This is a genomic window from Umezawaea sp. NPDC059074, from assembly GCF_042738955.1.
Classification (GTDB): domain Bacteria; phylum Actinomycetota; class Actinomycetes; order Mycobacteriales; family Pseudonocardiaceae; genus Umezawaea.
Genome location: NZ_JBHYHC010000043.1, coordinates 1 through 17,760, shown reverse-complemented (window position 1 = coordinate 17,760; position 17,760 = coordinate 1). Strand labels below are relative to the sequence as shown.

The 17,760-nt window shown below is 69.9% G+C and carries 22 protein-coding genes; 10 read left to right on the top strand and 12 right to left on the bottom strand.

Going from position 1 to position 17,760, the window contains the following annotated elements:
* Positions 1 to 159 precede the first annotated feature (159 nt).
* The 3 genes from ACFWW9_RS20700 to ACFWW9_RS20690 are packed head-to-tail and all read left to right on the top strand — an operon-like array spanning position 160 to position 2,335.
* Positions 160 to 1,017: an ABC transporter ATP-binding protein gene (locus ACFWW9_RS20700; protein ID WP_390380021.1), complete on the top strand. Its 858-nt coding sequence runs from the start codon at positions 160 to 162 to the stop codon at positions 1,015 to 1,017.
* Entirely contained in the window at positions 1,017 to 1,850 is an 834-nt protein-coding gene (locus ACFWW9_RS20695) for an ABC transporter permease (protein WP_390380018.1), read from the top strand. The genes ACFWW9_RS20700 and ACFWW9_RS20695 overlap by 1 nt, the downstream gene beginning before the upstream one ends.
* A gap of 38 nt (positions 1,851 to 1,888) precedes the next feature.
* Complete coding sequence (locus ACFWW9_RS20690) at positions 1,889 to 2,335, top strand: hypothetical protein (RefSeq protein WP_390380015.1); 447 nt, start codon at positions 1,889 to 1,891, stop codon at positions 2,333 to 2,335.
* On the opposite strand, the gene ACFWW9_RS20685 is transcribed toward ACFWW9_RS20690, so the two are convergent.
* The 8 genes from ACFWW9_RS20685 to ACFWW9_RS20650 form a co-directional block, all read right to left on the bottom strand.
* Positions 2,336 to 2,971, bottom strand: a complete 636-nt coding sequence (locus tag ACFWW9_RS20685; protein WP_390380012.1) for an FABP family protein — start codon at positions 2,969 to 2,971, stop codon at positions 2,336 to 2,338. It abuts the gene before it with no gap.
* 212 nt (positions 2,972 to 3,183) lie between these two features.
* Complete coding sequence (locus tag ACFWW9_RS20680; protein ID WP_390380010.1) at positions 3,184 to 3,486, bottom strand: DUF1416 domain-containing protein; 303 nt, start codon at positions 3,484 to 3,486, stop codon at positions 3,184 to 3,186.
* Positions 3,487 to 3,488: 2 nt separating this feature from the next.
* Entirely contained in the window at positions 3,489 to 4,334 is an 846-nt protein-coding gene (locus ACFWW9_RS20675) for a sulfurtransferase (protein WP_390380007.1), read from the bottom strand.
* Between the two features lie 27 nt (positions 4,335 to 4,361).
* Positions 4,362 to 4,799, bottom strand: a complete 438-nt coding sequence (locus ACFWW9_RS20670) for a DUF4395 domain-containing protein (RefSeq protein WP_390380004.1) — start codon at positions 4,797 to 4,799, stop codon at positions 4,362 to 4,364.
* A gap of 87 nt (positions 4,800 to 4,886) precedes the next feature.
* Positions 4,887 to 4,964 carry a putative leader peptide gene (locus ACFWW9_RS20665; RefSeq protein WP_390380167.1) on the bottom strand — a complete coding sequence of 26 codons (78 nt, stop codon included), beginning with the start codon at positions 4,962 to 4,964 and terminating at the stop codon, positions 4,887 to 4,889.
* 66 nt (positions 4,965 to 5,030) lie between these two features.
* Positions 5,031 to 5,465, bottom strand: coding sequence for a thioredoxin domain-containing protein (locus tag ACFWW9_RS20660; protein WP_390380001.1), 435 nt, complete (start codon positions 5,463 to 5,465; stop codon positions 5,031 to 5,033).
* Between the two features lies 1 nt (position 5,466).
* A complete protein-coding gene (locus ACFWW9_RS20655) occupies positions 5,467 to 6,276 on the bottom strand; it encodes a DUF2993 domain-containing protein (protein ID WP_390379998.1) in 810 nt (269 codons plus the stop codon).
* On the bottom strand, positions 6,273 to 6,905 hold the full coding sequence (locus ACFWW9_RS20650; protein ID WP_390379995.1) for an alpha/beta hydrolase family protein: 633 nt from the start codon (positions 6,903 to 6,905) through the stop codon (positions 6,273 to 6,275). The genes ACFWW9_RS20655 and ACFWW9_RS20650 overlap by 4 nt, the downstream gene beginning before the upstream one ends.
* Between ACFWW9_RS20650 and ACFWW9_RS20645 the strand changes: the two genes are divergently transcribed.
* Together ACFWW9_RS20645 and ACFWW9_RS20640 are read left to right on the top strand one after the other, a co-directional pair.
* Positions 6,849 to 7,025, top strand: a complete 177-nt coding sequence (locus ACFWW9_RS20645) for a hypothetical protein (RefSeq protein ID WP_390380179.1) — start codon at positions 6,849 to 6,851, stop codon at positions 7,023 to 7,025. The genes ACFWW9_RS20650 and ACFWW9_RS20645 overlap by 57 nt on opposite strands.
* Positions 7,026 to 7,201: 176 nt before the next feature.
* Positions 7,202 to 7,963, top strand: a complete 762-nt coding sequence (locus ACFWW9_RS20640; RefSeq protein WP_390379992.1) for a winged helix-turn-helix domain-containing protein — start codon at positions 7,202 to 7,204, stop codon at positions 7,961 to 7,963.
* 49 nt (positions 7,964 to 8,012) lie between these two features.
* Here the strand turns inward: ACFWW9_RS20640 and ACFWW9_RS20635 are convergent, their stop codons facing one another.
* Entirely contained in the window at positions 8,013 to 8,726 is a 714-nt protein-coding gene (locus ACFWW9_RS20635) for a type 1 glutamine amidotransferase domain-containing protein (protein ID WP_390379989.1), read from the bottom strand.
* Between the two features lie 13 nt (positions 8,727 to 8,739).
* Entirely contained in the window at positions 8,740 to 9,273 is a 534-nt protein-coding gene (locus ACFWW9_RS20630) for a MarR family winged helix-turn-helix transcriptional regulator (RefSeq protein ID WP_390379986.1), read from the bottom strand.
* 203 nt (positions 9,274 to 9,476) lie between these two features.
* Between ACFWW9_RS20630 and mshD the strand changes: the two genes are divergently transcribed.
* The 5 genes from mshD to pstB all read left to right on the top strand — a co-directional run bounded on the left by mshD (position 9,477) and on the right by pstB (position 14,497).
* Positions 9,477 to 10,364: a mycothiol synthase gene (mshD, locus tag ACFWW9_RS20625; protein WP_390379983.1), complete on the top strand. Its 888-nt coding sequence runs from the start codon at positions 9,477 to 9,479 to the stop codon at positions 10,362 to 10,364.
* 198 nt (positions 10,365 to 10,562) lie between these two features.
* Positions 10,563 to 11,690: a phosphate ABC transporter substrate-binding protein PstS gene (pstS, locus tag ACFWW9_RS20620; RefSeq protein WP_390379980.1), complete on the top strand. Its 1,128-nt coding sequence runs from the start codon at positions 10,563 to 10,565 to the stop codon at positions 11,688 to 11,690.
* 37 nt (positions 11,691 to 11,727) lie between these two features.
* Positions 11,728 to 12,792, top strand: a complete 1,065-nt coding sequence (pstC, locus tag ACFWW9_RS20615; RefSeq protein ID WP_390379977.1) for a phosphate ABC transporter permease subunit PstC — start codon at positions 11,728 to 11,730, stop codon at positions 12,790 to 12,792.
* Positions 12,789 to 13,703 carry a phosphate ABC transporter permease PstA gene (pstA, locus tag ACFWW9_RS20610; protein ID WP_390379974.1) on the top strand — a complete coding sequence of 305 codons (915 nt, stop codon included), beginning with the start codon at positions 12,789 to 12,791 and terminating at the stop codon, positions 13,701 to 13,703. The genes pstC and pstA overlap by 4 nt, the downstream gene beginning before the upstream one ends.
* A 17-nt stretch (positions 13,704 to 13,720) precedes the next feature.
* On the top strand, positions 13,721 to 14,497 hold the full coding sequence (pstB, locus tag ACFWW9_RS20605; RefSeq protein ID WP_390379971.1) for a phosphate ABC transporter ATP-binding protein PstB: 777 nt from the start codon (positions 13,721 to 13,723) through the stop codon (positions 14,495 to 14,497).
* Positions 14,498 to 14,621: 124 nt separating this feature from the next.
* Here the strand turns inward: pstB and phoU are convergent, their stop codons facing one another.
* Together phoU and ACFWW9_RS20595 are read right to left on the bottom strand one after the other, a co-directional pair.
* Positions 14,622 to 15,293, bottom strand: a complete 672-nt coding sequence (gene phoU, locus ACFWW9_RS20600) for a phosphate signaling complex protein PhoU (protein WP_390379968.1) — start codon at positions 15,291 to 15,293, stop codon at positions 14,622 to 14,624.
* 97 nt (positions 15,294 to 15,390) lie between these two features.
* The gene (locus tag ACFWW9_RS20595) at positions 15,391 to 17,631 is read right to left on the bottom strand and encodes an LCP family protein (protein ID WP_390379964.1); all 2,241 of its coding nucleotides are present in this window, start codon (positions 17,629 to 17,631) and stop codon (positions 15,391 to 15,393) included.
* Between the last annotated feature and the right edge of the window lie 129 nt (positions 17,632 to 17,760).

The following is a 17,760-nucleotide window of genomic DNA, read 5'->3' as shown; positions in this document are numbered from 1 at the left end:
AGTAAAATCGGCCGCTGCGCGGTGGGGCGCGTGCGGCTGGGCAGTCAATCGGCAGGTCAGTGGTAGTGGGTGGTGGGTTTTTGCCCCTCCTGTCGGTGGTGAGGTTAGTCGTGTCAACTCTGGTTGACAAGTGGGAAAGGTGGTCCTAGCGTTTGGTGAATGGTTGAGCGAGGTGATGTTGTGATTGATGTTGATGGTTTGCGGATGCGGTATGGGGTTGTTGATGTTCTGGTTGATGTGACGTTCCAGGTTTGTCGTGGGGAGGTGTTGGCGTTGTTGGGGCCCAACGGGGCTGGGAAGAGCACCACGATCGAGGTGTTGGAGGGGTTTCGGGGGCGGTCTGCCGGGCGGGTCTCGGTGTTGGGGGTTGATCCGGCTCTTGCCGGTTCGGCTTGGCGGGGGCGGGTTGGGGTGGTGTTGCAGTCCTGGCGTGATCACGGGAAGTGGCGGGTGCGGGAGTTGTTGGCGTACCTCGGGTCCTGCTACGCCTCGCCGTGGGATGTCGACTCGCTGGTGGCCGCTGTCGGGCTTGAGGCGCAGGCCGGGCAGAAGATCCGCACTCTGTCCGGTGGGCAGCGGCGGCGGTTGGACGTGGCCATCGGGGTCGTGGGGCGGCCGGAGTTGTTGTTCCTGGACGAGCCGACCGTCGGGTTCGATCCGGAGGCTCGGCGGGAGTTCCACGAGCTGGTGCGGGGGCTTGAGGGGACGACCGTGCTGCTGACCACGCACGACCTGCACGAGGCCGAGGCGTTGGCCGATCGGATCGTCGTGCTGGACCGGGGGCGGGTCATCGCCGACGGCACGGCCGCCGAGTTGGCTCGGGTGATCGTCGGGGAGGACGAGGTGCGGTGGACGGTCGGGGGGCAGCGGCACGTCGAGGCCACCGCCGACTCGACCCGGTTCGCCTTCGACCTGTTCCGGCGGTTCGGCGACGAGGTGTCCGAGCTGGAGGTTCGGCGGACGTCGTTGGAGGACACGTACCTCGCGCTCGTGCGCCAGGCCGAGGAGGTGGCCTGATGAACGGGGTCGCACTGCGGGCGGGGTGGCGGCGTGGCGTGGTCGAGCTGCGGCAGTCGTTCACCAACGGGGCTGACCTGTGGGGGCACTTCTTCTGGCCGTTGTTGATGGTCGGTGTGACGTTATACCTGCGGGACAAGGATTTCGGTGGGTTTCGGCTCGGGGCGCTCGTCCTGCCGAGCGTCCTGGGCATGAACGCGTCGATGGCGATGGTCAGCATGAGCCAGCAGCTCACCGCCGATCGGGAGGACGGGACGCTGCTGCGGGCCAAGGCCACGCCGCACGGGGTTCCCGCCTACCTGCTGGGCAAGATCGTCTCGGTGTCGGGCGGGCTGGTCGTCGAGCTGACGATCTTCCTGGTCCCGGCCGCGGTGCTGGTGCCGGGGCTGGCGATCGGGGCGGGCTCGTGGCCGACGCTGGTGTGGGTGTTGGGGCTCGGGCTGGCCGCCGCGCTGCCGTTGGGCGCGGTGCTCGGGTCGGTGTTCACCAGCTCGCGCAGTCAAGGGCTGCTCACGCTGCCGATCCTCGGGCTGATCGGCATCTCCGGGATCTTCTACCCGGTCACCGCGCTACCGGAGTGGGTGCAGGGGCTCGCGCAGGTGTTCCCGGTGTACTGGGTGGGGTTGGGGACGCGGTCCGCGCTGCTGCCGGACGGGTCGGTCGTCGTGGAGATCGGCGAGTCGTGGCGGCACCTGGAGACCGCCGGTGTGCTGGCCGCGTGGGCGGTCGTCGGACTGCTCGTGGCCCCGGTCGTGTTGAGGCGGATGGCACGGCGGGAATCCGGGTCGAGCGTCGCCGAACGGCGGGAGAGGGCGATGCGCCGAGTCGGCTGAATCGCCCACGGCGGCCGTGCTCGGCCTGCTGTACTCGGGTGGTGGAGATGGAGCTGGCCTACGACAACCTGGGCAGTCGGCTGCGGCGGATCGGGCCGGTCGAGCTGACCTACGGCACGCTGGGCATCCGGCCCCAGACGGTCGGGTCCTGGGAGCTGGAGTACGACCGGTTGGGCACCCGGCTCCGGTCGGTGGGCGGGGTGGCGGTCGAGTACGGGGCGTTGGGCGGGAACTGCCAGGCCCTCGGGGTGTGGCAGCTGGAGTACGACTTCCTCAGCGACCACCCGCACCAGATCGGGCCGTACGACCTCACCTACGACCACCTGGGCTCGCGATTGCGGACGGTGGGGCGGGTGGAACTCGACTACGGGCTGCTCGGCACCCGTCCCACCGCGGTGCGGTACCCCGGTGGGACGCTGCCGGACGACGACCTGCTCGCCCTCTACCTCGCCTTGTACCTACAGGAGGAGAGGCTGAGGGGGTGACTAGCCCGCGTACCGGGTGAGGTGCGCGGACGTGTGCGGCTGGAGCGGGTAGCCGACCATGGCCCGCTCCTCCACGTACGCGAGGTCGCCGTTGTTGACCACGCCGTACAGGCGCTGGGCCGCCGTGACGTCCTTCGCGGTGGAGGTGCGCACGACCGCGTCAGTGGAGAACTCCCACGACGTCTGGTTGCGCGGCTTGCCGTAGTACAGCTCCATGATGCCGGTGTTGTGCGTGAGGAGGACCTCGATGGTGTCGTCCTCCTGCGGACGCCAGAACCCGGTCTCGCGCGCGGCGGGACGGATCACGTCACCGGCCTCCGACAGCAGCCACGACCGCGCCTCGTAGAACAGGAACGGCCTGCCGTCGTGGGCGAACGTGATCTGCTGGCCGAAGCGGTACGGGCCGTCGATGCTCGGGTAGACGACCTCGCCCTCGCCGCGCCACACGCCGATCAGCGGCAGCAGCGACAGGCAGCGGTCGTGCAGGTTCGGCCCCTCGCGCAGGTTCGCCGTGTCGCCGGGGACCGGCAGGTCGGCGAACTGCGGGGTGTTGCGGGCGCGGGTGATCTCGGCGCGCTCGGCGGCGGCCTGCACCGCGGCGTCGCCGCTGCCCGGCTCGGGGTTGGTCGTCGTCATCAGCGCTGGTCGGAGTAGAGCCGGTAGACCACGTACGCGGCGAACCACGTGATCAGCAGCGAGACGAGGATCAGCAGCCCCGTGAAGAAGTGTTCCACCCGCTGAGTTTATCCCGACCGGGCGAAACGGAGGGGACGGCGGTGGCCAAAGCCACCCGCCGTCCCCTTCACCCGGTAGCGCCGGGCGTGACACCCGTGCACTCCGGAGCGCGATCAGGCGACCGCGACCTCGACCGCGTGCACGCCGGGGCCCGACGCGGTCACGAGCGCCTGGCCGTTGCCCGAGCGGTGCAACGCCCGGATCGTCCAGTCGCCGGGAGCCGCGAAGAACCGGAAGTCGCCCTCCGGCGACGACACGACCTCGGCGGTGAACTCGCCGGTCGAGTCGAGCAGCCGCACGTACGCGCCGCCGACGGGCGCGCCCTCGGCGAACACCTTGCCGCTGAGCACCGTCTCCGTTGTCGTGTCCACGCCCTCGATGACCACTGACTGGTCCGGGGCACCGCATCCGCTCATGGTCAGCCTTCCTTGCCGCTGCCGAGCTCGACCGGCACGCCGACGAGCGAGCCGTACTCGGTCCAGGAACCGTCGTAGTTCTTCACGTCCTCGTGGCCCAGCAGCTCGTGCAGGGCGAACCAGGTGTGCGAGGAGCGCTCGCCGATGCGGCAGTACGCGATGGTGTTCTTCGAGCCGTCGAGGCCCGCCTCGCCGTAGATGGCCTTCAGCTCCTCGTCGGAGCGGAAGGTGCCGTCCTCGTTGGCCGCCTTGCTCCACGGCACGTTGATCGCCGACGGGATGTGCCCGCCGCGCTGCGCCTGCTCCTGCGGCAGGTGCGCCGGTGCGAGGAGCTTGCCGGAGAACTCGTCGGGGGAGCGCACGTCGACCAGGTTCTTCGTGCCGATCGCCGCCACGACCTCGTCGCGGAACGCGCGGATGGAGAGGTCCTGCTCCTTCGCCGAGTAGGACGTCTCCGCGCGCTCGACGACGTCCTTGTCCAGCGGACGCCCGTCCAGCTCCCACTTCTTGCGGCCGCCGTCGAGCAGCTTCACCGCGTCGTGGCCGTACAGCTTGAAGTACCAGTACGCGTAGGCCGCGAACCAGTTGTTGTTGCCGCCGTAGAGGATCACGGTGTCGTCGTTGGAGATGCCCTTGGCGGACAGCAGCTTCTCGAAGCCCTCGCGGTCCACGAAGTCGCGGCGGACCTGGTCCTGGAGCTCCGTCTTCCAGTCGATGCGGACGGCGCCGGGGATGTGGCCGCCCTCGTACGCGGTGGTGTCCTCGTCGACCTCGACGAACACCACGCCGGGCGCTTCGAGGTTTTCCTCTGACCAGGCGGCCGAGACCAGGACGTTCTCACGGCTCATCGGAGTGGCTCCCAATTCTTGTTTCTCTTAGTGCTGGCGGACGAGTGCGGGCGCGAAACGGCGCAGGAGCAGGAACATCTCGCACCCGAGGCAGAAGGCGAACGCGGCGTTCAGCAGTGCCGCGACCAGTGCGAGCGAGGTCGCGACGACGCCGAGACCGGTCAGGCCGGTCGCGTAGCCGAGCGTGCCGACCAGCGCGAACGCGAACCCGACGCCCTGGGCGAAGCGCAGCGGCGCGGCGTCCTCGCGTTCGGTCGTGGGACCGAGGCGGGGCGCGACGAGGCTCCGGAACACCGGGCTCCACGGGTTCAGCCCGAGCGAGACGAAGCCGGAGGCGGCGAAGACCGCGGCCTGCGCGGCGAGCAGCGGCCACCAGCCCGTGAGCAGCACCACCACGAGCACGGCGGCCGTCATCCACGCGGTGAACCGCGGACCGCGCGGGTCTACCGGGGCGTCCTTGACCACGATGCGACTCCTGACTCGGGGACAGAGGTGTCCGTCAGGGCGGTTCAGGGGCGGTCGCGCGCTGGAGGACCGCCGGGAACTACCCGGTCAGCGCATCGGTCGACACAGGCTGCTGTGCACGCGGCAGAGGTCCACCGCGAGTCGCTTGGTCAGCAGCACGTACATGTCATCGAGCGTAACCGCAGTTCTCCCCTGTCGGGAGTGGTGTCCACTACTTGGAACAGGCGGTTTTCACCCGTTGGAGGCAGAAAGGTGGTCCTCCAGCGCCGCCAGCAGCGCGTCCCGCCGGGGAACGCCGCCGATCCGGAGGATCTCCACGCCCGTCGGGGTCAGCGCCAGGGTGGTCGGGGTCCGCATCACGCCCAGCTCCGCGGCCACCTCGGGCAGGTTCGTCACGTCCAGGTCCACGTGGTGCAGCCCGTCGGTCCTGCCTGCCAGGTCGGCCAGCAGCACGCGGGTCTGCCTGCACGGCGTGCAGAACGTCGTCGACAGCTGCACCAGCGTCACCGGCTCGTCGGGGTGCAGCAGCGCGCGCACCGGGTCCGGCAGCGCGGGCCCGGCGGTCGTCGTCCTCGCGGCCTTGATCCGACCTTCGCGGGCCCGCAGCAGGAAGCCGATCGCGCCCACCGCGACCAGCACCGCCAGCAGTGCCCACACTCCGGTCATGTCACCCGTTGCCCTGGTCCAGCGGGATGTTGTCCACGGTGCCCTCCACCGTGAAAGCCCCACTCTCCACCTGCACCGCGGTCGGTGTCACGGTGAACGGCAGCACACCGGGGTCGATGGTGATGCTGAGCGCCTGCTTGAGCTGCGCGATGAACGGCTCCAGCGACACGTCGTCGATCTTCAGCTCGTTGACGCCGAGCACGACTTGGCCGTTGACCAGCGTCACGGTGCCGAAGGCGGTCAGCGAGACCTTCCGGCTGGCGAGCGTCGTGTTGCCGGTCAGCTTCACCGCCGCCGTGGTGCGCGACGCGGCCGTGGCCTCGGCGGGCTTCTCGGCGCGGGTGTCCGGCTCGATCGCCATGTCGGTGAACGGCGTGACCTGGTTGACCAGCCGGTTCAGGTCGTTGGCCTTGATCTTCACCCGGCCCTGGACGCGGTCGATCTTCGCGCCCTTGGTGTTGCCCGCGAGCAGGTTCGACAGCTCGATGCGGGTGTGCAGCAGGTTCGCCTGGACCTCGAGGTCGCGCAGCTGGTCCTTCACCGGCACGCCGGTCGCGCTGATCTCGATGTCCTTGTAGTCGCCGCTGAGCGCCTGCGTGATGAACGGGAACCCGTTGATCCGCACCGACGGGTCCTCGGTGAGCTGGAGCTTCGTCCGCATCTTCTGCGCGACCTGGTACTCGCCCGCCGCGGCCAGCGCGAAGTCCGCGCCCACGAGCAGGGCGGCCAGCACCAGCAGGGCGATGATCCACTTGCGGCCCCTGGACGGTCGGCGTTTCGGAGCGGTCCTGCGGATCGGGGCGGTCGTCATTTCTTTCCTTCTCGTGTGGGCGCGTGGCTTCGCAGGGAGGCCTTGGCCAGCCAGGCCGCGATCCGGTCCACCAGCGACGGCGTCATGGCCGACTCCGCGTGCCGGGTGGCGGGTTCCAGCCACAGTTCGGCGTGCCCGCGGGTCGCCCTGTGCAGCGCGACGCCGTGGTCGGGGCTGAAGTAGTGGTCGTCCTCACCATGCACGACCAGCAGTGGGGTGGGCGTGATCCGGTGCACGACCTCCAGCGGGCTCTCCGGGACGACGTCCCAGCGCCTGCCGAGCCGCACGCCGAGCGCCCGCGCGGCCAACCGGCCGTGCGGCTGCTCCAGCAGCCAGTGCACCCGGCGCATGGGCGCGGTCTCCCGCACCCACCACCGCGATGGCCCGCTCACGGCCGCCACCGCGTCCGGTTTGTCCGGCAGCAGCGCGGCGTGCCGGATCGCGATCGACGCGCCCATCGAGAACCCCACCGTCACGACCCGCCGGTACCCCAGCGAGCGGGCGAGCGAAACCCCCGCGGCGAGGTCGTGGATCTCGTCCGCGCCCACCGTGGAACGGCCGGCGGACCGTCCATGGCCCCGGAAGTCCAGGGCGACGACTCCTCCGTGCCGCGCAAATCGATTCAGCACGCGGCTCACGGCGGGCTTCCGAACGTTGTTCGTGAAGCCGTGGCCGATCACGAAAGCAAGATCGGTAACGCCCTGTACAGCAGTTATGTGCACTCCGTGCAGGAGCACGCCGTCGTGTGACATGGATGTAACAGGCGTGACGCTTGTGGAAACAACTGTGACTCTGACCTGTTGACCTGGGTCTTTCGTGGATCGCACCGGTATTGTCTCCGTCATCCGCAGGCAACGGGGCCCGGTCACCGTACGCTGCTGGGCTGGTTCGGTGACCAGTCACCAGCCACTTAGGAGGGCCCGCGATGAGCATCGACGTGCTGCTGCTGACCACCGACTCAGACCCCGAGGCGGTGTTGCCCGCGCTGTCCCTGCTGCCCCACGAGGTTCGGCCGCTCCGACCCGAGGTCTCCGCACTCCTGGAGGCCGGGCCGCACGACATCGTGCTGGTCGACGCCAGGACCGACCTGGCGGGCGCTCGCAGCCTCTGCCGCCTGCTCGACAGCAGCGGCGTGGACGTCCCCGTCGTCGCCGTCGTGACGGAAGGCGGCCTGGTGGCCGTCACCTCCGACTGGAGCGTCGACGAGATCCTGCTCCCCACCTCCGGCCCCGCCGAGGTCGACGCCCGCCTGCGCCTCGTGCGCTCCCGGCGCGGCACCGCGCAGACCGGTGGCGACGGCTCGATCCAGCTCGGCGAGCTGGTCATCGACGAGGCCACCTACACGGCCCGGCTCAAGGGCCGTCCGCTCGACCTGACGTACAAGGAGTTCGAGCTCCTCAAGTACCTCGCGCAGCACGCGGGCCGCGTGTTCACCCGCGCCCAGCTGCTCCAGGAGGTCTGGGGCTACGACTTCTTCGGCGGCACCCGCACCGTGGACGTCCACGTGCGACGCCTCCGCGCGAAGCTCGGCCCCGAGCACGAGTCGCTCATCGGCACCGTGCGGAACGTGGGCTACAAGTTCGTCCGCCCTCCGCGTCCGGGCGCCGTCCGCCGCGGCGGCGTGGACCAGCTGGCTGACCCGGCCGACACGACCGCGCTCGACGACGCGGAGTTCTTCCGCGTCTAGGACGCCGACGAGCCCGCCCCGGTGCGAACGGGGCGGGCTCGTCGTGTTCTCAGACCCGTGCGGCCAGCGCTTCGAGCACGGCCTCGGCGACCGCCTTGCCAGAGGCGGGGTTCTGGCCGGTGACCAGGTTGCCGTCCACGACGACGAACGGCCCCCACGCCGGGCCGGACGTGAACTCCGCGCCACCGGCCCGCAGGCGCTTCTCCAGCAGCCACGGCGCGTTGAGCGCGAGACCGGTGACGGTCTCCTCCTCGTCGGTGAACGAGGTCAGCTTGCGCCCCTTGAACAGCCAGGTCCCGTCCGGCGTGCCCGCCGACAGGAAGCTCGACTGGCCGTGGCAGAGCGCGGCGACGACCTTCGAGTCGTCCGGCAGCATCGCGCCGAGCACGCGCGCCACGTCCGGGTTCACGGCCAGGTCCTGCATGGGGCCGTGGCCGCCGGGGACGAGCACGGCGTCGTAGTCGGCCGGGTCGACGTCCTCCAGCCTCGCGGGGTGCTCCAGCAGGTCGCGGGTCTCCTCCAGGTACGCGGTCACGTCGGCCACGAGGGCCGCGTCGCCGTTGTTCGCCTCCAGGGCGAGGCTCATCGCGTCCGGCACGGGCGTCTTGCCGCCGGGGGTCGCGATGGTGATGTCGACGCCCGCGTCGCGGAAGGCGCGGTGCGGGGCGACGAACTCCTCCGCCCAGAACCCGGTCGGGCGCTGGGTGCCGTCGTTCTGGCTCCAGACCCGAGCGGCGGTCAGGACGATGAGAATCTTGGGCATCGCGGGGTATCTCCTAGTTCTGGCGCTGGGGAGCGCCGGTGACCGCCGAGGAGTTCTCGACGGTGGTGAGCAGCGAGCGCAGCGCGGCCAGCGCGGTGGCCGCCTGCTCGCCGTCCAGGTCTTCGAGGCCGCAGTAGGACGTGCTGATCCGCCGCATCGCCGATTCGGCGATGTCGCGGCCGCCCGGTTCGAGCCGGACCAGCAGGCCGCGCAGGACGTCCGGGTCGTTCACCCTGGTGACGAGGCCCAGGTCGCAGAGCGCGTCGATCTGCTTGCTCACGGCCCCGGACGTGATCATCAGCTCGCGGAACAGGGCCGTGGGGCTGAGCTGGCACCGGGGGCCGGACCGGCGCAGCGCCAGCAGGACGCGCAGGTCGGCGGGGCGCAGGCCGTGGTCCCGCGCCAGGTCGGTGAAGGCCTGCTCCAGGTGCCTCCGCAGCCGCTGCACCGTGGAGACCAGCAGGAACGTCGTCGTGTCCAGGCCCTCCAGCTCCCGTTCCCACTGCTCGGCGACGACCTCCGGTCGGGGAGGCAGGTGCTCACCCACGGCTCGCCCCGTTCCGCCGAACCCCGTCCCACCGCATCGCGAACCGCCTTCCACCGCTGGTTGAACTTCTTGGGAAGCTAACTTCCTGGGAAGTTAGCTTCCTAGGAAGTTACTCCGGGTCGTCCCGGAGGGCAAGTTCGCGCCCGAACCTCCACCTCACGCACCTTGATCTCCCCTCCCGACCACGCGGTAGCGTCGCCCCCGTGGCGGAACTGAGCTGGTTCACCGAGCTGTCCGAGTCCCAGGCCGACGAGGTCGTCGTGGTGCTGGAAGCGGCCGAGCGCACCGACGGCGTCGCCCCGGTGGGCGAGCACGTCCGCCTCCGGATGCGCCCCGGCGCCCACGGCAGCGCCCACCTCCTGGCGCGGGTCGACGGCGAGGTGGTCGGCTACGCGCACCTCGACCTCCTCGGCGACGCCGCGGGCAACCAGGTGGCCGAGTTCGTGGTCCACCCGGCCCACCGCAAGCGGGGCCTCGGGGCCGAGTTGGGCGAGGCGGTGGTCGCCAAGGCCACCACCCTGCGCGTGTGGGCGCACGGCGGCCACCCGGACGCGGACGCCCTCGCCACCAAGCACGGCTTCCGCAAGGTCCGCGAGCTGCTGCGCATGCGCCTGAGCCTCGAAGCGGAACTCCCCGAGGCTCCGCTCCCCGAGGGCGTGAGCCTGCGCGCGTTCGTGCCCGGCCAGGACGAGGCCGCGGTCGTCTACGTCAACCACCGCGCGTTCGACTGGCACCCCGAGCAGGGCGCCATGAGCATCGAGGACGTCGCCCACAAGGAAGCCGAGGAGTGGTTCGACCCCAAGGGCTTCCTGCTCGCCGTGGACCCCGACGGCAAGCTGCGGGGTTTCCACTGGACGAAGGTCCACGACCTGCCCGAGCCGCTGGGCGAGGTCTACGTGGTCGGCGTCGACCCGGAGGCACAGGGCGGCGGTCTCGGCAAGGCCCTGACCGTGGCGGGCTTGCGCTACTTGAAGGACCAGGGACTACGCCAGGTGATGCTCTACGTCGAATCTGACAACGCAGCAGCCGTTCGGGTGTACACCCGGTTGGGGTTCACCCTGTGGGACGCGGACGTCCAGTACGGCCGCTAGTAGCCGGGTCATCACGTAAGGCGAACACGCAGGTCACGGACGTGTATCGATGGCGTCTCCCGATCGAGTGCCCTTGTCCTGTTCACCCCCCGTTCACCTCGACTAGGGAAGCCGTCCACTCTCGCTGCCTACCTTCCGTAGCGAGCGGCGACGTCCGTCGCGAAACCGCGAAAGCTTCGGTAGGTGGAGGACCCTCAGGTGAAGATCCAGCGGCACGGCGCAACGCTCGGCCTCATCGCGGCCGGCGCGCTCCTGCTCACCGCGTGTGGCAGCGACAACAACGCTCCGGCGGGGTCGACCGGCGGAGCATCCTCCGCCGCTGCCTCGGCGGAGCAGGTCGACTGCACCGGCAAGGCCAAGCTGAGCGCCGAGGGCTCGTCCGCGCAGAAGACCGCGATCGAGTCCTTCGTGCAGGTCTACCAGCAGAAGTGCAAGGGCGCGGACCTCGCGTACAACCCGTCCGGCTCCGGCGCGGGCGTCAAGCAGTTCAACGCCGCGCAGGTCGACTTCGGCGGCTCGGACTCCCCCCTCTCCAAGGAGAAGGGCGAGACCGACGCGGCCGCCACGCGCTGCAAGTCCAACCCGGCGTGGAACATCCCGCTGGTGTTCGGCCCCGTCGCGATCGGCTACAAGCTCGACGGCGTCAAGGACCTCACCGTGAGCGGCGAGGTGGCCGCCAAGATCTTCAACGGTGGCATCAAGAAGTGGAACGACCCGGCGATCAAGGCCCTGAACGGCAGCGCGACGCTCCCGGACAAGGACATCACCGTCGTCTACCGCTCCGACGAGTCCGGCACCACGGACAACTTCCAGAAGTACCTGACCGCCGCCTCCAAGGGCGCGTGGACCCAGGGCGACGGCAAGGCGTTCAAGGGCGGCCTCGGCGAGGGCAAGGAGAAGTCCGCCGGTGTCGCGCAGGCCGTGGCCTCGGTCGACGGTGCGGTGACCTACGTCGAGTGGTCGTTCGCGCAGGACAACAAGCTGTCCGTGGCGAAGATCGACAACGGTGCGGGCGCGGTCGAGCTGACCCCCGAGACCGTCGGCAAGGCGATCGACGGCGCGAAGATCAAGGGTGAGGGCAACGACCTCGTCCTCGACCTGAACTCCATCTACGCCTCCACCGCCGCGGGCACCTACCCGCTGGTCCTCGCGACCTACGAGATCGTCTGCTCCAAGGGCTACGACGCCGACACCGCGAAGGCCGTCAAGGCGTTCCTCACGGTGGCCGCGACCGACGGCCAGGCGGGCCTCACGGCCGCCGGCTACTCGCCGCTGCCCAAGGCGTTCCAGGACAAGATCCTGACCGCCATCAAGGCGATCGCCTGAGTCAGCCGGCAGACTCCAGAGTCGACGCCAGCACACGATGAGCGACCCCGTCGTGGTCAAGCCTCCAGGGGGCACCGGTGACACCGGTGCCCCTCGGGGGGCTTCGGCCCACACCCCAGTGCCACCCCCGGAGGCTCCGATTCCGCCCCAAACGGAAGTCGAACCGAAGTCACCCCACGTCCGACCGGGAGACCGGATCTTCAAGGGTCTCGCGACCGGATCCGGCATCTTCATCGTGGTCCTCATCGGGGCGATCGGCATCTTCCTGCTCGTGCAGGCGATCCCGTCGCTCGCGCTGGACAACGTCAACTTCCTCTTCAGCCGCGAGTGGTCGACCGGCGACGTCAGCAACATGCGGTACGGCATCCTCGACCTGTTCCTGGTCACCGTGGTGTCCGCCGCGTTCGCGCTGATCATCGCCATGCCGGTCGCCATGGGCATCGCGCTCTTCCTGACGCAGTACGCGCCGCGCAGGCTGGCCAGGCCGTTCGCCTACGTCATCGACCTGCTCGCGGCCGTCCCGTCGATCATCTTCGGCCTGTGGGGCCTGTTCGTCCTCGGCCCGGTGCTCACGCCGTTCGGCGAGTGGCTGACCTCGGCGCTCGGGTTCATCCCGCTGTTCGCCAAGGGCAACGTCAGCATCGCCCTGGGCGGCACCATCTTCACCGCGGGCATCGTCCTGGCGGTGATGATCCTGCCGATCATCACGGCGGTCAGCCGCGAGGTGTTCGACCGGACGCCACCGACCCACATCGAGGGCGCCATCGCGCTGGGCGCGACCAAGTGGGAGGTCGTCCGCACGACCGTGCTGCCGTTCGGCAAGGCCGGTTACGTGAGCGCCTCGATGCTCGGCCTCGGCCGCGCGCTCGGCGAGACCATCGCGTTGACGATCATCCTGAGCGCCACCGGCTCCAACTTCGGCTGGAGCCTCTTCGACGGCGGCGCCACGTTCGCCTCGAAGATCGCGCTGGCCGCCCCGGAGTTCAACGACCCCAAGTCGGCGGGCGCGTACATCGCAGCCGGCCTCGTCCTGTTCGTGCTGACCTTCCTGGTCAACGCGGCCGCCAGGTCGATCGTCGCCGGTCGTAAGGAGTACGAATGAGCACCGACACGGCCGACCTCTCCAGGTTGGCGACCCCGCCGACGTTCCAGAGCGTGAGCGGCTCGCGCAAGGCGAAGAACCTCTTCGCGACCGTGCTGGTGAGCCTGGCGTTCCTCATCGCGGTCGTCCCGCTGGTGTGGGTGCTCTACACCGTGGTCCAGCGCGGCCTCCCGGTCGTGCTGAACGCCGACTGGTGGCAGAAGTCGTTGTCCGGCCTGCTGTCGCGGCAGACCGGTGGCGGCGTCTACCACGCGATCTACGGCACCCTGGTGCAGGGCCTGGTCTGCGGCGTGATCTCCGTGCCGATCGGCCTGTTCGTCGCGGTGTACCTGGTGGAGTACGGCGGCCGCTCGCGGCTGTCGAAGGCGACCACGTTCATGGTCGACATCCTCACCGGTGTCCCGTCGATCGTGGCGGCGCTGTTCGTGTACTCGCTGTGGATCACCACGTTCGGCTTCGGCCGCAGCGGTTTCGCGGTGTCGCTCGCGCTGGTGCTCCTCATGGTGCCGGTCATCGTGCGCACCACGGAGGAAATGCTCAAGATCGTGCCGGACGAGCTGCGCGAGGCGTCCTACGCGCTGGGCATCCCCAAGTGGAAGACGATCGTGAAGATCGTCATCCCGACCGCGCTGTCCGGCATCCTCACCGGCGTCATGCTGGCCCTCGCCCGCGTCATGGGCGAGACCGCGCCGGTGCTCGTGCTCGCCGCGTACGCCCCGTACATCAACTACAACCTCTTCGACGGCCCCATGGCCTCGTTGCCGTTGTTGATGACGTCGGAGCGCAACAACCCCACGGACGCGGGCTTCGACCGCATCTGGGGCGCGGCGATCACCCTTGTCCTGATCATCACGCTGTTCAACCTGCTGGCGACCGTGATCTCGCGGTGGCTCGCGCCGAAGACCAAGTGAGCGGGCGGTAACCACCGATGGCGAAGCGCATCGACGTCAAGGACCTCAACCTCTTCTACGGCAAGTTCCACGCCGTCCAGCAGGTTTCGCTCTCCGTGCCGCCGCGCAACGTGACCGCGTTCATCGGTCCGTCCGGCTGCGGCAAGTCCACCGTGCTGCGGTCGTTGAACCGCATGCACGAGGTCGCCACCGGCGCACGGGTCGAAGGCTCGGTCCAGCTGGACGGCGAGGACATCTACGCGTCCACTGTGGACCCGGTGCAGGTGCGGCGCACCATCGGCATGGTGTTCCAGCGCCCCAACCCGTTCCCCACGATGTCCATCCGCGACAACGTGGTGGCCGGTCTGAAGCTGGCGGGCGTCAAGAACAAGAAGCAGCTCGACGAGGTGGCCGAGCGGTCGCTGCGCGGCGCGAACCTCTGGAACGAGGTCAAGGACCGCATGGACCGCCCCGGTGGCGGCCTGTCCGGTGGCCAGCAGCAGCGCCTGTGCATCGCGCGGGCGATCGCCGTGCAGCCCGACGTCCTGCTGATGGACGAGCCGTGCTCCGCGCTGGACCCCATCTCCACCTTGGCGATCGAGGACCTGATCACCGAGCTGAAGAAGGACTACACGATCGTCATCGTCACCCACAACATGCAGCAGGCCGCCCGCGTGAGCGACCAGACCGCGTTCTTCAACCTCCTGGGCGTCGGCCAGCCGGGCCAGCTCATCGAGGTCGACGACACGGAGAAGATCTTCTCGAACCCCACGCAGAAGGCGACCGAGGACTACATCTCCGGCCGCTTCGGCTGAGTCGGGGACTTCCCGGAGGCCCGTTCCGAACTTCGTTCGGGGCGGGTCTTTTCCGTTGTCCAGAAGACTTCCGGGCAAGGAAAAAGGGCCCCGCGGCGGCGGGGCCCCTTGGTGGATCAGCGGGTCAGAGCTCTTGGTCGCCGTCGGCGCCGTAGCCGGGCATCCGGCCCGTCACGACGAACACGGTGCGCTTCGCCACGGACACGGCGTGGTCGGCGAACCGCTCGTAGAAGCGGCCCAGCAGCGTCGTGTCGACGGCCGAGGCCACGCCGTACGGCCAGTCCTTGTCCATGATCACGGTGAACAGGTGGCGGTGCAGGTCGTCCATCGCGTCGTCGGCGTCCTCGATCTGCCGCGCCCGCTCCACGTCCTGCGTCCGGATGATGTCGGTCGCCTCGCGCGCCAGCTCGACCGCGATGCGGCCCATCTCCGCGAAGTACGGCTTCACGTCGTCGCCGAGCACCGCCTGCGGGTGCCTGCGCCGGGCGGCCTTGGCGACGTGCAGGGCCAGGTCTCCCATGCGCTCAACGCTTTCCGCGGCGTGGATGACCGCGAGCACCGTGCGCAGGTCCGTCGCGACGGGCGCCTGCAGCGCGAGCAGCGCGTACGACTGCTCCTCGATGCTGGCGCGCACGTCGTCGACCTTGGCGTCGTCGCCGATCACCTGTTCGGCGAGAGCCAGGTCCGCTTCGAGCAGCGCGGTGGTCGCGCGCTCCATGGCGTCACCGACCATGCCGCACATGTCGGCGAGCTGGTTGGCGAGCTGTCCGAGCTGGTCATGGTAGGCCTCACGCATGCCGACAGCGTACTTCGGCCGTGTCGCGGCAGCGACATCGTCGCATGAACCCCGGATGAACCGCTGGTGTCCGACGGGCCTAACCCCTGGCAGCGCACTAGGCGCAGGGGTCGGCTCCACCGTTCACAATGGACAGATCGGCGGGAGGAGCGGTCTGGCCCGACGCGGTGTTCTGCGCCGTGCCGCCCTGCGGTGACACGACCTTCTCGTCGAAGTTGGGCCCGATGACGAGGGCCACGGCGCTGCCCATCGACGCGTCGAACTGGAGCGTCGCGCCGGGCACGGCCGCGCCCAGGGTCGCCGCCCCGTCCTCGCCGCCCGCCCCGTACTTGATGATCGTCTTGTCGACCGGCGGGTTGTCGTCGAACCGCACGACGTCGAAGCCGACGCCCTTCAGCGAGTCCTTGAGCCGGGTGGCGGCGCCGGGGTTGTCCGGGTCGCCGTTGAGCACCTGGAGCTTCACCGACTTCGCGTCCACGACCTTGCCCTTGCCCGGTTGGGCGGGCGGGGCGGCGCCGGTGGACGGCGAGCCCGTCGGGTTCGCGTCCGGCGTCTCACCGGGCAGCGGAGTGCCGTCGATGATCGCCTGGAACAACCGGTTCGCCTCTTCGGGCACGAACTCCTCGGTGTTGTCGTCGGGGCTCGGGGTCGGCCCCTCCTCGGTGCGGTGCGGCATCGTCACGAAGCTGACGCGCCCCGCTTCGAGGCCCTGCAACGACTGCCCGAGGGTGAGGAGCTGGTCCGCGCCGACGTTCTGGCCCTGCGTGGAGGCCGCGAACGCGTTGATGAACGAGTTCAGCTTGCCGGGGTTCAGCAGGATCTCGTTGGACAGCGCCTTGCGCAGCAACGAGGACAGGAACTTCTGCTGGCGGGTGATCCGGTCGTAGTCGCCGAACACCTCGCCCGAGACCTTGCGGGCGCGCACGTAGTTCAGCGCTTGGTCGCCGGAGATGTCGTACTTGCCCGCCTTGTCGAACAGCACGCCCAGCTCGTCGTCCTTCATCGGCTTGGGCACGCACACGTTCACGCTGCCGACCGCGTCGACCATGCTCTTGAAGCCGTTGAAGTCGACGCTGATGAAGTGGTTGATGTTGAGGTGGGTGATCCCGCTCATCATCGCGGTCACGCACTTCGGGCCGCCGACGGCGTAGGCCTCGTTGGCCATGGCTCCTTTGGCGGCCTCGACCTGTTCGCCGGTGTAGGTGCCCGTCGCCGGGTCCCAGCCCTCGCACGCGGGCCGGTCGACCCGCACGTCGCGCGGCAGCGACACCACGACGACGCGCTTCCGGTCGGCCGGGACGTGCGCCAGCATCAGCACGTCCGAGCGGGCGCCCTGCTCGTTCTGGGCGTCGCCGACGCCGTCCTGCGGTTTCGCGTTCGCGCGGGTGTCGGAGCCGACGATCAGGAAGTTCTCGTCGCCCAGCTGCTTCTCGGCGTCCTGCACGGCGGCGGTGTTCGAGCCGAGCGCGTCGATCTCGGTGAACTTGCTGTCCACCCACTGCAGCGCGCCCCAGCCGAGGCCGACCGACACGAAGACCAGCACGGCCGACGTCAACGAGATGATCTTGAGGATCCGGACGATCTTCGAGTGCTTCGGCGTCCGCCCGCGCGGGGGCAGCACCTCGCCGTCCTCGTCGAGGACGACGGGCTCGGCGTACTCGGTCTTGTCCTCGTCCTCCTCGGCCTTCCACGGCATGAGCTTCTGCTTGCGCTCCTTGCGCTTGCGCTCCTGCTCGGCCAGCTCGTCGTGCACAGCGGAGAACCGCGCCAGCGTGTGGTCGACCTCGCGGCGCTTCTTGACGTCCTCGCCGATGGCCTCCATCTCCGTGGTGAGGCTCGCCGGGTCGATCTCCTCGCGGCGCTCGGGGCCGGGCGGCCGCGGCGGCTCCACGGCGTCGCCCGCCGGGGTGTTCGGCGCGCGGCGGGGACCCGAGGAGTCCATCGGGATCCGCAGCGACCCGCTGGAGCCGGGGTTGGGCGGCAGTGGACCCGCGCCGGGCGGGACCGGTCGAGGGCCGGTCGCCTCCGGGCGCGGCGGCACGGCGCGGGGGCCGGTCGCGTCGCGGCCGGGGATCGGCCGGGGGCCGGTGAGGTCCCCACGCGGCGGCTGAGGAGCCGCACCGGGTGGTAGGGGTGCGATCGGCCGGGGACGCCTGCCCGTGCCGTCAGCGGGCGGCACAGACGGCGGGACGACGGGTCGCGGACGGGTGCCGGTGGCCTCGCCGGGGTGCCCGACCGGGGGGACGGGCGGCGCGGCGCGCCTGCCGGTCTGGTCGACGGGCGGCTGCGGCGGGGCGGACCGGTGGCCCGCCTCGGGGGGCAGCGGCGGGCGGTTCACGGGCGGGATCGGCCGTTGACCGCTGAGCTGCTCGGGGGCGACCCGCCTGCCGGTGGGCTCGGCGCGCCTGCCGGTCGACTCGGCGGCGCGGCGGCCCGTGGGCTCGCCGACCTGTCTCTTATACACATA